Annotated in this window: 14 protein-coding genes and 1 tRNA gene; 10 read left to right on the top strand and 5 right to left on the bottom strand. The window is 69.2% G+C overall.

From position 1 onward, the window contains the following. The first annotated feature begins 29 nt into the window (after window positions 1-29). Window positions 30-506, top strand: a complete 477-nt coding sequence (locus SALPAC2_RS0110945) for a rhodanese-like domain-containing protein (RefSeq protein ID WP_018216697.1) — start codon at window positions 30-32, stop codon at window positions 504-506. A 98-nt stretch (window positions 507-604) separates the two neighbouring features. Here the strand turns inward: SALPAC2_RS0110945 and SALPAC2_RS0110950 are convergent, their stop codons facing one another. The 3 genes from SALPAC2_RS0110950 to SALPAC2_RS0110960 all read right to left on the bottom strand — a co-directional run bounded on the left by SALPAC2_RS0110950 (window position 605) and on the right by SALPAC2_RS0110960 (window position 4240). After that, window positions 605-2158, bottom strand: coding sequence for a cobyric acid synthase (locus SALPAC2_RS0110950; protein WP_018216698.1), 1554 nt, complete (start codon window positions 2156-2158; stop codon window positions 605-607). Beyond that, window positions 2155-3156 carry a cobalamin biosynthesis protein gene (locus SALPAC2_RS0110955; protein ID WP_018216699.1) on the bottom strand — a complete coding sequence of 334 codons (1002 nt, stop codon included), beginning with the start codon at window positions 3154-3156 and terminating at the stop codon, window positions 2155-2157. Before SALPAC2_RS0110955 ends, SALPAC2_RS0110950 begins: the two co-directional genes overlap by 4 nt. A 295-nt stretch (window positions 3157-3451) precedes the next feature. After that, entirely contained in the window at window positions 3452-4240 is a 789-nt protein-coding gene (locus tag SALPAC2_RS0110960) for a single-stranded DNA-binding protein (protein WP_018216700.1), read from the bottom strand. Window positions 4241-4539: 299 nt separating this feature from the next. Here SALPAC2_RS0110960 and SALPAC2_RS0110965 point away from each other — a divergent pair, with 299 nt between their 5' ends. The 3 genes from SALPAC2_RS0110965 (at window position 4540) to SALPAC2_RS0110975 (ending at window position 6227) form a co-directional block, all read left to right on the top strand. Then, window positions 4540-4929 (top strand): HPF/RaiA family ribosome-associated protein, encoded by a 390-nt coding sequence (locus SALPAC2_RS0110965; protein WP_018216701.1) that lies wholly within the window; start codon window positions 4540-4542, stop codon window positions 4927-4929. A gap of 102 nt (window positions 4930-5031) precedes the next feature. Beyond that, window positions 5032-6069, top strand: a complete 1038-nt coding sequence (locus SALPAC2_RS0110970; RefSeq protein WP_018216702.1) for an alpha/beta hydrolase — start codon at window positions 5032-5034, stop codon at window positions 6067-6069. An 85-nt stretch (window positions 6070-6154) separates the two neighbouring features. Next, window positions 6155-6227: transfer RNA gene (locus SALPAC2_RS0110975), tRNA-Arg, on the top strand. A gap of 321 nt (window positions 6228-6548) precedes the next feature. Here SALPAC2_RS0110975 and SALPAC2_RS0110980 read toward each other — a convergent pair. Continuing rightward, window positions 6549-6743, bottom strand: coding sequence for a hypothetical protein (locus SALPAC2_RS0110980; protein WP_018216703.1), 195 nt, complete (start codon window positions 6741-6743; stop codon window positions 6549-6551). Between the two features lie 420 nt (window positions 6744-7163). Between SALPAC2_RS0110980 and SALPAC2_RS0110985 the strand changes: the two genes are divergently transcribed. Together SALPAC2_RS0110985 and SALPAC2_RS0110990 are read left to right on the top strand one after the other, a co-directional pair. After that, window positions 7164-7970 carry a helix-turn-helix domain-containing protein gene (locus tag SALPAC2_RS0110985; protein ID WP_018216704.1) on the top strand — a complete coding sequence of 269 codons (807 nt, stop codon included), beginning with the start codon at window positions 7164-7166 and terminating at the stop codon, window positions 7968-7970. After that, window positions 7957-8148 (top strand): DUF397 domain-containing protein, encoded by a 192-nt coding sequence (locus tag SALPAC2_RS0110990; protein WP_018216705.1) that lies wholly within the window; start codon window positions 7957-7959, stop codon window positions 8146-8148. Before SALPAC2_RS0110985 ends, SALPAC2_RS0110990 begins: the two co-directional genes overlap by 14 nt. 89 nt (window positions 8149-8237) lie before the next feature. On the opposite strand, the gene SALPAC2_RS0110995 is transcribed toward SALPAC2_RS0110990, so the two are convergent. Beyond that, window positions 8238-10031, bottom strand: a complete 1794-nt coding sequence (locus SALPAC2_RS0110995; RefSeq protein ID WP_080637003.1) for an FAD/NAD(P)-binding protein — start codon at window positions 10029-10031, stop codon at window positions 8238-8240. A 289-nt stretch (window positions 10032-10320) separates the two neighbouring features. Here SALPAC2_RS0110995 and SALPAC2_RS0111000 point away from each other — a divergent pair, with 289 nt between their 5' ends. The 4 genes from SALPAC2_RS0111000 to SALPAC2_RS0111015 all read left to right on the top strand — a co-directional run bounded on the left by SALPAC2_RS0111000 (window position 10321) and on the right by SALPAC2_RS0111015 (window position 12872). Then, window positions 10321-11292: a YHYH protein gene (locus SALPAC2_RS0111000; RefSeq protein ID WP_018216707.1), complete on the top strand. Its 972-nt coding sequence runs from the start codon at window positions 10321-10323 to the stop codon at window positions 11290-11292. Between the two features lie 72 nt (window positions 11293-11364). After that, entirely contained in the window at window positions 11365-11709 is a 345-nt protein-coding gene (locus SALPAC2_RS0111005; protein ID WP_018216708.1) for an ArsR/SmtB family transcription factor, read from the top strand. Beyond that, window positions 11706-12173, top strand: a complete 468-nt coding sequence (locus SALPAC2_RS0111010; RefSeq protein ID WP_026184627.1) for an SRPBCC family protein — start codon at window positions 11706-11708, stop codon at window positions 12171-12173. The genes SALPAC2_RS0111005 and SALPAC2_RS0111010 overlap by 4 nt, the downstream gene beginning before the upstream one ends. 150 nt (window positions 12174-12323) lie before the next feature. After that, window positions 12324-12872: a dihydrofolate reductase family protein gene (locus SALPAC2_RS0111015; RefSeq protein ID WP_018216710.1), complete on the top strand. Its 549-nt coding sequence runs from the start codon at window positions 12324-12326 to the stop codon at window positions 12870-12872. Window position 12873: the final 1 nt, after the last annotated feature.

Here is a 12873-nt window from a genome sequence, read left to right on the forward strand (position 1 = left end):
ACCGCGGTCCGTCGCCCGTTCGGGCGGTCGTGCCGCTGGCCGACGCCGTTCGACCGCGCATCGGCGGGCGCGGGCGGCATGATCGGCTGGTGTCCCACAGCGTGATGAGTCCAGGCGTTGACGCCCTGTTGGAGCAGGCCCGCGCCGGAGTGCGCCGGCTGACCCCGCACCAGGCCGTCGAGGCGATCCGCGCCGGGGCGTTGCTGATCGACACCCGCACCGAGCGGCAGCGGGCGGCGCAGGGTGAGCTGCCCGGTGCGATCGTCATCGAGCGGGCGGTGCTGGAGTGGCGGCTGGACCCGGCCAGTACCTGGCGGATCCCGGAGGCCACCCGGTACGACCGGGAGGTCGTGGTGGTGTGCCGGGAGGGGTACAGCTCCAGCCTGGCGGTGGCGGGCCTACGCGCGCTGGGCCTACGTCGCGCCACCGACATCATCGGAGGGGTACAGGCCTGGCAGGAGTCGGGCCTCCCACTCTCCGACCGGCCCGCCGACGTCCGCGACTGACACCGGGACCGGCTCCCCGTAAGACGGGCTCCCGTCAGGCGGCCGGCTCCCGTCAGGCGGACCCTGTCAGGCGGCCGGCTCCCGTCAGGCGGACCACGTCAGGTGGCCGGCTCCCCGTCGGGTGCGCCCGGCGGGATGAACGGCAGGCCCGGCGGCGGTCCGGTTTCGATCAGCCGCCACAGTGCGGCGGTGTCCAGGTGCTCCTCGACCAGATCCCCGAGCAGGTCCAGGGAGCGTTCGCGGGCGCCGGCGAAGGAGGTGTCCGGGGCCGCCCGGAACCCGTGTCGGCCCGCCTGCCGGGCCACCTCGGTCAGGAAACGACGACGGAACCCGTCCGACTCGAACGCGCCATGCCAGTGGGTGCCGTACACCGCCCCGGCGATCGCACCCTCACCGGTGCCGTCGGCGTACGCGAAGAGCGCGGCGAGCTCAGGGTCGGTGGCCGAGACGTACCCGTGGTGGATCTCGTAGCCGCGGACCGGGACCCCATCCCACCCGGTGCCGGCCGACTGCCGGACCGTCTTGCTCGGGTCGAAGGTGACCTCGACCGGCAACAACCCCAGGCCGGGTACGCTGCCCTGCCCGCTCTCCACCGGATCGTGGATGCGGCGGCCGAGCATCTGGAAGCCTCCGCAGATGCCGAGCAGGGGCCGCCCGGCGGCGGCGTGGGCGAGCACGGCATCCGCGAGGCCGGTCTGGCGCAGCCAGGCCAGGTCCGCCACCGTCGCCTTGGAACCGGGCAGCACGACCAGGTCGGCGGCGGCGAGCTCGGCGGGCTCGACGGTGAGGCGTACCCGCACACCCGGCTCGGTGGCGAGCGCTTCGACGTCAGTGGCGTTGCTGATCCGGGGCAGCCGGACCACGGCCACGTCCAGCCAGTCCTGGCCGTGGGGCGCGGCCGGACGGCCGAGTACCCGCCCGTACGCCAGCGAGTCTTCCGCGTCGAGCCAGAGGTCGAGCGACCAGGGCAGCACCCCGTAGGTGGGCCTTCCGGTGACCTGGCGCAGCATGTCCAGGCCCGGCGCCAACAGGCCCGGGTCGCCGCGGAACTTGTTGATGACGAAACCGGCGACCAACGCCTGGTCGGCCGGCTCCAGCAGGGCCACCGTGCCGAACATGGAGGCGAACACCCCACCCCGGTCGATGTCCCCGACCACGATCGCGGGCAGCTCGGCGTGCCGTGCCAGCCCCATGTTGACGTAGTCCCCGGCCCGCAGGTTGATCTCCGCCGGGCTACCCGCCCCCTCGCAGATCACCACGTCGTAGGCCGCCCGCAGGTCAGCCAGGGCCGCGTACGCGGTTTCGGCGAGGCGGGGGCGAAGCTGCCGGAACGAGCCGGCGGTGAGGGTGTCGACCGCCTCGCCGAGCAGCACCACCTGGCTACTCCGGTCGCTGCCCGGCTTGAGTAGCACCGGGTTGAACCGCAGCTCCGGGGCGAGGCCGCAGGCCGCTGCCTGCATCGCCTGCGCCCGGCCGATCTCACCGCCGCGTCCGTCCGGGCCGACCACGACCGCCGAGTTGTTGGACATGTTCTGCGCCTTGAACGGCGCCACCCGTACGCCCTGCCGGTGCAGCCAGCGGCAGATCCCGGCGGTGAGGACGCTCTTACCGGCGTCGGAGGTGGTCCCGGTGACCAGCAGTCCGCCGCTCACCGCCGCCGCCCGCGTACGGCCCGTTGCCCGCCGCTGATCGCCCGGCGGCCCACGGCGGAGAGCAGACGCCCCACGGTCGACGGGTACGCCGCCGCGAGCCCGAGTGTCGCGAGCCCGACGGCGGCGGAGGCGCGGGCCACCCGAGGAAGGTGGCTCGCGTCCGGACGCGGGCCGTCGCCGAGGAACGGGCGCACCTCGACCCGGCCGGCGTAGACGTTGCGTCCGCCGAGCCGGACATCGAGCGCCCCGGCGACCGCCGCTTCGCACTGCCCGGCGTTGGGGCTGGGGTGGTCGTTCCGGTCCCGGCGCCAGACCCGCCAGGCCCGCTTCCGGTCCCCTTGGACCAGGGGCGCCACGGCGACCGTCAGCAGTCCGGTCAGCCGGGATGGAACGAGGTTGAGCAGGTCATCGAGGCGGGCCGCAGGGGTGCCGAAGCGCGCGTACCGGGAGGAGCGGTGGCCAACCATCGCGTCGAGGGTGTTCGCCGCCCGGTAGCCCAGCAGCCCGGGCAGGCCGGCGACCGCGCCCCAGAGCAACGGGGCGACGACAGCGTCGGAGGTGTTCTCGGCCACCGATTCGACGGCGGCGCGGGCCAGCTCCGGCTCATCCAGCGTTGAGGGGTCCCGCCCGCAGAGGTGTCCCAGGCGTTGCCGGGCCGACGGCAGGTCGCCGTCGCCCAGCGCCGCACCGAGCACCGCTGCCTCCCGGCGCAATGTGCGCCCGCCGAGCACGGCCCAGGTGCCGGCAGCCACGACCGCGCCCCGCGCAAAGGGGCGCCCTCGGGTGGCGACCGTTGCCGCTGCACCGAGCGCCACCGGCACTCCCACCGCCAGTGCGGTGTAGGCCACGCCGGCCGCCCGGTCCGGCCGGTAGATCCGCCGTTCCAGGGCACTCGCCGCACGGCCGAACCCCGCCACCGGGTGCCAGCGACGAGGGTCGCCGACCAGCGCGTCCACCGCGTACCCCGCGACGAGCCCCGCTACCGTCGCCTGCCGCACCGGCCATCACCTCCGGCCGGTCAGCGTAGCCGAGCCCCACTTCCGGCCCGTCCGACCGTCTCGCTTGCTCCCTCGGCAGCGGACCGAGCCGGGCGACGGACCGGACGAGGACGGCACCAGGGCGGGTGGCGGCCCGATGGACAGACTGGGTGCCCGCCCGCGAACAGGTGAGGTGACAGCCCCGGGTGGGCGCACGGAGTGACGGCCTACGCCAGCCGGCACCCCGCCCCCGTCGCGCCCTTTCCCACCGGACCTTTGCCGGCCGGCACCAACCCCCGCCCGAGACTGGTCGCCATCAGACGGACACCCGGGGGCGGCCCCGTCGGGCTCGGCTACCGCCGGGTGCCGACTCGGCGCTCTGGCCGGCCGAATCGACGTGGCTGGTTCCTTCGGTCGTCCCCGCTGACCCACGAGGGCTCTCGGCTGAGGGCGACTCGTCGGTCTGGCCAGAACCAGCGTCGCCCCGGCCCGGTTCAGCGATCGGGGCGTCCAGGAGATCCACATCAGCACCGGCAACGGGCCGGGGGTCGGGCAGCACGGGCAGCTCGACCTCCTCGTCGACTGGCTGGTCGGCTGGCTGGTCAACGTGCTGGTTGTCGGGAGCGACCGATGCCGAATCGGTCTGCGCATCGGGCAGCCGCAGTTCCGCTGTGGCATCCACCGCGAGAGCGGCCGTGGGATCGGCTGTGGGATCTCCCGTTGCGCCGGTGGTGGCCACCGGTCGGTTACGCAGAAACCGACCCCGACCACGGGACAGGTCGTGCCCGACCGCGACGGCCTCCAGTTCGTAGTGGGTCCGGTGGCTGCCGGCATCGTCGGTCCAGTCCCGGGTGTGTAGCCGCCCCGAAACGATCACCGGATCGCCGACCATCACCGAGGTCACGACCCCCTCGGCGAGCCGGCGCCAGCAGTTGACCCGGAGTCGAAGGCTGTTGCCGTCAACCCAGCGACCGCTCTCGCGATCGAGGCGGCGGGCGGTGGAGGCCACCTTGAAGTTGGCCACCAGGGTCTGGCTCTGGTTGGTGCGCCGCCACTCGGGCGCGGTCACCGCGGTGCCGATCACCGTGACGTGGGTGTCGAACATCGTCCCTCCCGGGTCAGGTTGTCATCGCGAATTGCTCGACCTGAGCCTGTCCGGCCCGGTCGGGCACCGCCATCGCGCTGGGGTGAGCTGTGGACAACGGAGCAGGGTGTGGACAACAACCTGTTCAAAGGCCCGTGTGCTAGGGGCCTCTGGCCCTGGGACAGCGGCGGAGCAAGCAGCAGAATTGACCATGTTCCGGAACGCAGAAGTTGGGTAAAACTAGACCAGGAAGAACGTAACCGGACGAAGGGGTCAGTGATCATGATGACGATCACCACCGGCACCGGCCAGGCGCAGTCATGAGCGGGGTCACCAACCCGGCCACCGTCAACGAGTGCCTCCGGATGGGGGCTGGCTTCGCGCAGGGCGACCGGGCCTGGATCGCAGACCATTTCGGCATGCTCGACGCCCGACTCGCCAGCTTCCACGCCGACGCCACCGAGCTGGAGGTGTCGGTCAAGAACCGGGAGACGAAGGGTCAGAAGGTCACCCTGGAGTGCTGGATCGCCGGCCGGCAGAAGATCGTCACCACCTCGGCGGAGGAGGACCTGCAGGCGGCACTCAACGACGTCCGAGACGACCTGCGCCGCCGCCTCAACGACGCGAAGACCCGACAGGAACCCCGGCACAACAAGCACCTGCGCGACACCACCCCGCCGCCCAAGGCAGCACAAGACCCCGACGACTGACGGGTCCGCACCACCACCAGCTCGGACGTACCCGGCCCTCCTCCCGCGCAACGCCGGGAGGAGGGCTACCGTCCGGTAGCTGGCCGGCGTACCGTCGCAGTCGTGGAACCGGACGTGCTGGGGCCGCCCTACGAGCGGCACACAATCGACCTGGGCACCGACGACGAGGGGCCCGTGGTGGCGACCTTGGTGCGCCGCCGCGCCGAGCGGCCAACCAACCGTGCGGTGCTCTACGTGCACGGATATGTCGACTACTTCTTCCAGACCCACGTCGCCGACCACTTCGCCGCCCAGGGCTGGGACTTCTACGCCCTGGACCTACGCAAGTACGGTCGCAGCCTGCTTCCGCACCAGACGGCGAACTTCTGCCTGGACCTCGGGGACTACTTCGCGGAGTTGGACGCCGCCGCAGAGATCATCAGATCGGATGACGGGCACGACACCCTGCTCGGCGTGGGCCACTCCACCGGCGGCCTGATCGTCTCGCTCTGGGCGCACGCCCGGCGGGACGCCGGTGTGGTCGACGGCCTCTTCCTCAACAGCCCCTTCTTCGACCTGAACCTCCCCTGGATGCTGCGCCGCCCCGCAGTGGCGGCCGTCGCCCGCCTGGCCCACCGGTCACCCAAGCGCACCATCGCCAACGGCCTCAGCACCGTCTACGGCGAGAGCCTGCACGCCACCCACCGCGGCGAGTGGAACTACAACCTCGCCTGGAAACCACTCGGCGGCTTCCCGATTCGGGCGGGCTGGCTGGCCGCGATCCGGCGGGGCCAGCAACAGCTCCGCGCCGGGCTGAACATCCCGGCACCGACGCTCGTGGCCGCCTCGGCGCGCAGCTTCAAGGGGCTGAAGTGGCGGGACGCGGCCGCCAGCGCCGACTCGGTGCTGGATGTGGAGCACATGGCGCGCTGGGCGCCCCGGCTCGGCCGGCACGTCACCCTGCTCCGGGTCGACGGTGGGCTGCACGACCTCACGCTCTCCGCGCCCACCGTCCGCGACAGAGTCCTGACGGAGGTCGGACGATGGGCTGACGGATTCCTCGGCGCCGGCGGAATCGACAGCGGACGCCCGACAGCGCAGGCGGCGCCACCGACCCCCCGCCAGGCCGCCGAGGCGAAGTCGACGGCACCGCCGGCCTGACTGCCGCCGGAGGCGGTCACCACCACCCGCTCCCCCGCCGACCGCGTCGGCGGCGGTACCCTTCTCGGGCACCACTCCGCGGCACGCGCCCGTAGCTCAGCGGATAGAGCAGGGGACTTCTAATCCCAAGGCCGCAGGTTCGAATCCTGCCGGGCGCACAGCACTTTCTCTCAGCCGAACCGACCTCGTGGGGCTACACGTGGTGCGGATATTCATGGTTGAAGATCGCCTCTCCCACCCAGGTAGCACGGTCGGGCGAAGCGTCACCTTCGCCGGAAAGAGGAGGTCTGACCTCAGGGTTGATCGGCACGCCGGTCGTCGTCGGATGACGGCCAAGTGCCGCTCATCGTTACGGGTCGACCGTAGGCGACTGCACTCCTTCGACGGGATGCCCGCGGAGGTCACATTCAGCTTGGGCATTCTGACGTTTCCCAGCCGGGTGGCCAAATGCGGATAGCCGGAAAACTCTTTCCACTTCGTCACCGGAGCACGCCGATTACCACCGCGGCAACAACGATCATCACCACCAGCACGGCCGTCAGTTTCTGCCGGGTGGTGAGTGGGCTCGGGTCCGGGGGGCGACTCGCGCGCACCCAGTGGCCATCGGGCAGTGGGGGCGTCCCGGATGGGTCCCGGTTGGGGTGTAGCTCGGACGGTTTTCGGTCGTCGGTCATCACAGCCTCCGCAGCCCAGCAGGCACAGCTCGAAGCACGTCCTCGCGGACGTGAAAGACGCGTGCTCTCCCCACCGCACGCCCACCAGCCCCCATGCTCAGCAAACGCGGGAACCCGACTTCAGACACGGCCCGACCCTTTCGCTGCGGCAAATCTTGGCTCACTACTGTCGGCACAACGACACTCCCACATCTGAATGGATATTGGTAACGTCGCCCTCGCCTGAACTCCTTAAGCGAAGGGCGACCCCGACGGCGCCTCCGGCGGACTCAGATGCCCCACCGACTAAGGATCTAACTCCAGGTTGTATGCCACAGCTCTGGGGTTGCCAGGCGTGTGGGTCCGTTGGGCCGCCGTGGGCTAAGGCCAGTCCGCCAGGTAGCGAGATGGGTAGTCGATCACCGAATTGAGGAGTTCTGAATGACCGATGTGCCAGGGCCAATCGCCGACTTCATCGTGAGCGAGATTCGCCGCGCTAGAGGCGCGGCGGGCTTGACGCAGGAGGCCTTCGGGCGGGCTGCCGGATACACCGCCTCACACGTCAGCTCCGTGGAGAACGGCAGCCGCGCGCTTACCATCGACTTCATCCGGGGGACCGACCGCGCGCTGAGGACCGGTGGGCTGTTCGAGCGGCTGGCCTCCAAGCTGGGTACCCCGTCCTGGTTCCTGCCGTGGCTGGACGCGGAGCGCAGCGCGACCCAACTTCGCTACTTCGAGCCGATCCTGATTCCCGGTCTGCTCCAGACGGAGCACTATGCCCGGAGGGTTCTCCGCACCGATGACAGCCTCAGTGACAGTGAGGTCGAGCAGTTGACCGCCGCGCGGCTGGAGCGGCAGAAGATTCTGACAAACGATCACCCCCCGCAGCTCGTCGCGGTGCTGGACGAGGGGGCCCTGCGGCGCACCGGTGACAGCTTCAGCGGGATCATGGCACAGCAGATCGCCCATTTGATCTCCATGACCGAGTTGCCGCACGTACACGTGCTGATCGTCCCCGCCGCCACCGGCATCCACATCGGGTTGTCGGGGCCGTTCGCGCTGGCCCGATCAGCTGAGGGGCGGTGGATCGGCCACCTGGAAAATCAGCTTGGCGGCGAGGTGGTCGACAAAGACGACGGAGTGGCTAAGCTGCACATGATGTGGGAGAGCGTTCGCAATGAGGCTCTGCCGCGCAACCCGTCCGTCGACCTGTTGAAGGAAGTAGAGACCTACCATGGACCTCAATAGCGCCCGGTGGAAGAAGTCAACCCGTAGCGGGGCGAGCGGCGGCAACTGCGTCGAGGTCGCCGACAACCTGCCGGGAGTCGTCGGCGTCCGGGATTCCAAGGACCCGAGCGGCCCGGCGTTGGTGTTCGGGCCCACCGCGTGGCGCGCGTTTGTCGCGCAGCTCCCCGAGCAGCCCTGACCCCACCTCACCCAGGGCAGCTCCCCAACGCGAAGAGAATCCCCAGCCCAGGTCCGACCGGGCTGGGGATTCTCGGCGTTGATGGGCGGCTAACAGGAGAGCGCGGCCCGGGCAATTGCGTCCGCATTCTCGAGAATCGCGGACCCGACGCCGGGTCGGATTGTTTCGTTCAGCGACCAGGAAACCGACTCGATCGGCGGCCCGTAGGCGAAACGGTACGGATGGGGGGTACCGGCGGCATCAATCACCCGAAATGGTCGTGGGGTGACGTCGAGCCCGCCGCTCTCGTAGGCCCCGCTGGCGTCTGGAATACGGTAAGGCCGGCACTGGCCGGTATCGAACAGGGAACGTAGCAGCGGGTTGGCGCTGTGCGGTAGGTCTGGTTTGGGAATGCGCGCCTCTATCAGTGCCGTGGCCCGGGTTGGCCGCCCCGGGATCATGGTGGACCGCACGGTGAAACAGCCGCCTTGCGGATCTGCTCGTATCTCCGGCTCGGGGCCCACCACCTGCAGCAAGCCGCACTCGATGAGCGCCACCATCTGCTCGACCCGCAACGGCGGCGGACCGGCCGAAAAAAGAGTGCTCAGCGGCGTGAACCAGTGGACCACCTCGTCGCGATACGAGGACCCGGTGACTCCCGACAGGTCGATGGCCAGCCGGATCTCCCCATGTAGGTCGCGTATGACATCCAGCGCGGTTTTTATGGGGTCGTCAATATTACCGACCTCGGCCCGGTCGATGTCCTTGCGGAGGTGATCGAGCAGCCATTCATTGAAATCAGCCCGTTCGGGGAAATCGCGCGCACGCCACGGCCGGCCAATGTTCTCCCAACTCCACTCGTCCGACTCGGTCACGCCGTGCCGGCGAAGAATGCCGGAGTCATCCGGCGCGGAAAGATAATCTTCCTGGAATTTGCTAGCGGCTGCCGATCCGTGCCGTTGCGTAACGAGAGCCGAATAGTAGACCATGCGGACCTCGGCATCCAACAGCGGCCACACGTCTCGTCGAAAGGTCGACTCTGGAGCTTCCCGAATACGACGGGCAGCGCTGTCGGTCAGGAACCGGGGGTTATGCTTGCCCGTGGCGCCCTTCTGGTTCCGCCCCCGGGTATAGTCCGGAATACCGTGGTGGGCCCCGGCATAGAGAATTGGTTCCCGACCGGAGGGTTCATACCGTAACCCCTTGTCCAGCGGTGTGAACCGGCCACCCCGACCCTCCGTGACCAGGGCGAGGACGTCGAAAAAGGCAAGCCCGAGCCCCCGCACGGCGACCGCCTCCCCAGCGTCGATGCCATCCAGGTCGAAATCCGCCGGATTTCCGGGCGGAAAGTAATGCAAACCGTGACTCTCGGCGAAATCAGCCAGCTCACGCTCATCACCCGTGAGTTCCGTGTCGAGGTGACCGAGCGACAGCACCACGGCGTCCATGTCCGGCAGGCGATCCCCGTTGTCCAGAGTGACGCACTGACCGTCACTCCCGTCCTCCAACGCCACCGCGGTGGCGCGGTGGACATTAATGCGGACGGTGTCGGGCGCGCCGGACACCACGCGTTCAAAGACCCATCTCAGATAGCGGCCATACAATCTCCGCGAGGAGTATTCGTCCGCCCCCCGGTGCCCCTGGTCCGCCCCGGCAGCAGGGCTATCCATCCAACCGTGCAGACTCGGACCCCGCCGGATCGGGCCCGCACAGTCGACACTCTCATCGGTAAACTGGCTCACCTGGGCGGTAACCGTGTTCATCAACAGGTGGGGCGACTGCTGCTCCCGCCATATCCTTCCCGACCCCGGCGGAAAGGGGTCCACTAGGTGGAGCACCAACTCGTTTTCACCATCGTGGTTGGCGCACAGTCGCTCCAGGACCGCGAGCCCTCGCGGCCCCATCCCCACCAAGCAGATCTTTCTGGTACGCACCGCGCGCAACCTTTCACATTTCTGACCTACCCACGGGGCAGGAGCGAGCTCGCAGCACCTCTCAACTTACCGCTCCTTCCTCGGGTGGCAGCCCAAACCTGGGAACCGGAGATATTTGTGGTTCCGTCATCAGATTTATGGTGACAGTCGATCCGCAGGGCTTGGTCGACGACCTCGGACCGGTGTCGTTTCAGCGATTTCCAGCTGGCCCACAGGCTGTGCACAGTCACCACCTGAGATCAGCGGCCACAGTAGCGGCATGACTTCTCCTCGACACGGTTCTGGTCGACCCACCCGCCGCGTCTTCCTGCTCGGTGGGCTCGGCGCCGCCCTCGGGGTCTCGGCGTGTGGCCGGACGACGGTCACCGGGGTCAACGACCCCTCGACGTCCGTCACCTCCGTCGACGCACCGTCCACCCCGGTGTCGACCGAGCTGACGGGCAACTACTCGATCGCCGACAGCGCCACCGGGACCCAGATCGACGTGACGGTAACCGGGGACAGTCGAATCATCCGCGCCAACGGACTGCCGAACCACCCGAGGGGCAGCTTCCCGAACGCCCACAACCCCCACACCGTCTCGGCCCAGGCGTACGAGTTCCAGCTTCCGCTGAACGGCACCCAGGCCAGCCGCGCCACCCCACTCGTCCTGCCGCAGCCCTTCGGCATCGCGATCAACGGGGTCCCCTTCGACCCGCTCGCCGCCGAGTGGTACCAACGGGACCCGGCCTCCGGCTGGACAGTCGAGGCGATCAGCCCCAAGACCAATCTCGGTTTGGACGACAACAACGCGCATGTCCAGCCGACCGGGGCATACCACTACCACGGCCTACCGACGGCAGTGGCCGGCCAGCGGGACGCGAGCCGCCACTCCCCGCTGCTCGGCTGGGCCGGCGACGGCTTCCCCGTCTACGCGGGACTCGGTTACGCCGACGCGATGGACCCGGCCTCCGGCATCACCGAGTTGACCTCCTCGTACCGGCTCCGCTCCGGTGTTCGACCGGACGGCCCGGGCGGAGCCTACGACGGCACGTACACCGAGGACTTCGAGTTCGTGGCGGGCCACGGCGTGCTGGACGCGGCCAACGGCCGAACCGGAGTCACACCCGAATACCCCGACGGCACCTACTACTACGTCCTCACCGACACGTTCCCGTTCATCCCGCGACAGTTGGTCGGCACCCTCGCGGAGAGCTTCCGCCACTCCGGAGGCGGGGGCAGGCCCCGGTAGTCGCACGACCAGGGATGCCAGCTCACACCAGACTCATTGAACTGAACGGTTCAGTGTTGTAAGGTGAACTGCATGGTTCACCAAGATGTCCTGGACCGGGTGTTCGCGTCGCTGGCCGATCCGACCCGCCGCGGCATTATGATCAGGCTCGGCGATGGCCCGGCCACCATCGGCGAGCTCGCCGAGCCCACCGGGATGAGCCTGACCGGCATGAAAAAGCACGTCCAGGTGCTCGAAGACGCCGGGCTCGTGATCACTGAGAAAGTCGGCCGGTCGCGCCAGTGCCGCCTCGGCGCCGCGCCGCTGGACGAGGCGATGGCCTGGATCAGCTTCTACCAACGGCTCTGGGCCCGCCGCCTCGACGGGCTCGACGCCTACCTCACTCTCCAGTCCGACTCGAAGGGACAGAACTCTTGACGCTCGACATGCGGTTGACGCGACACCTGCCCGCGACACCCGATGAGGTCTTCGACGCGTACACGGACGCCGAGAAGCAGAAGATCTGGTTCACCATCCTCGACGAACAGCCCAGCGTCCTCGAGATCGAGGTCGATCTTCGGGTCGGTGGCCAGCAGACCGCGGTGTGGGGACCCAGCCCCGACCAGCTGTTCCGGGAGACGCAGACCTTCGTCGAGATCGACCGCCCGCACCGGCTCGTCACCGACTCCACCGGCGCCAGCCCGGACGGCACGACCATGACGACCCGCATCGAGGTTACGTTCGAGGAGAAAGACGGCGGCACCCTGATGACCATCGTCCAGAGCGGCTTCCCGACTCCCGAGGTCCGGGACTTCTTCGCCAACGAGGCGTGGGACGGTGCACTCGCCCGGATCGAGGCGTTCCTGGCCCGTCAGCGTGGGACCGAACCTGCCGACGCCTAAGCTCGCCCGGGTGGCGGTCGTCGCCGGCCGCGACCGCGCTGCCGACCGCCGCTACCGACCCCGGCCTCCGCTACCCGTGCGGCCCGGAGCCGGTTGTCATACCGGGGCTCGACAATCAGCTATCCGGTACGGCGGCCGAGGGAGATCTGCATGCGCAAGCTCGTGCTCTACACGCTGATGTCAATGGACGGGGTGGTGGAGGCACCCGACCGCTACATTTTCGACTTCGACGAGGTGATGTACGCCAACCTCGGCCGCACGATCAAGGCCCAGGACACCGTGCTGCTCGGCCGACGGACCTACGACGAGTGGGCTCCGTACTGGCCGACGGCGGAGGAGCAGCCCTTCGCCGACTTCATCAACGAGGTGCCGAAGTTCCTGGTCAGCTCGGCGACTCCGACCGTGCCGTGGGCCAACACCACGGTCGTCTCGGGCCCGGTCGCCGATCTCGTTCGCCGGCTCAAGGAGCGTCCGGGTGGCGACATCGGCGTCCACGGCAGCATTCGCCTCGCCCAGTCCCTCCTGGCGGAAAGTCTGGTTGACGAGCTCCGACTCGTCATCGCCCCGGCGGTGCTGGGCTCCGGGCGACGACTACTGGGCGAGGGTGACGAGCAGCTACGGCAGTGGAAGCTGCTGCGCCTGGAGGGCACCCCCTCCGGTGCGGTGCTCGCCGACTACGAGCTCAACCGAACCCGCTGAC

The sequence above is a fragment of the Salinispora vitiensis genome, from assembly GCF_000378825.1.
GTDB lineage: Bacteria > Actinomycetota > Actinomycetes > Mycobacteriales > Micromonosporaceae > Micromonospora > Micromonospora vitiensis.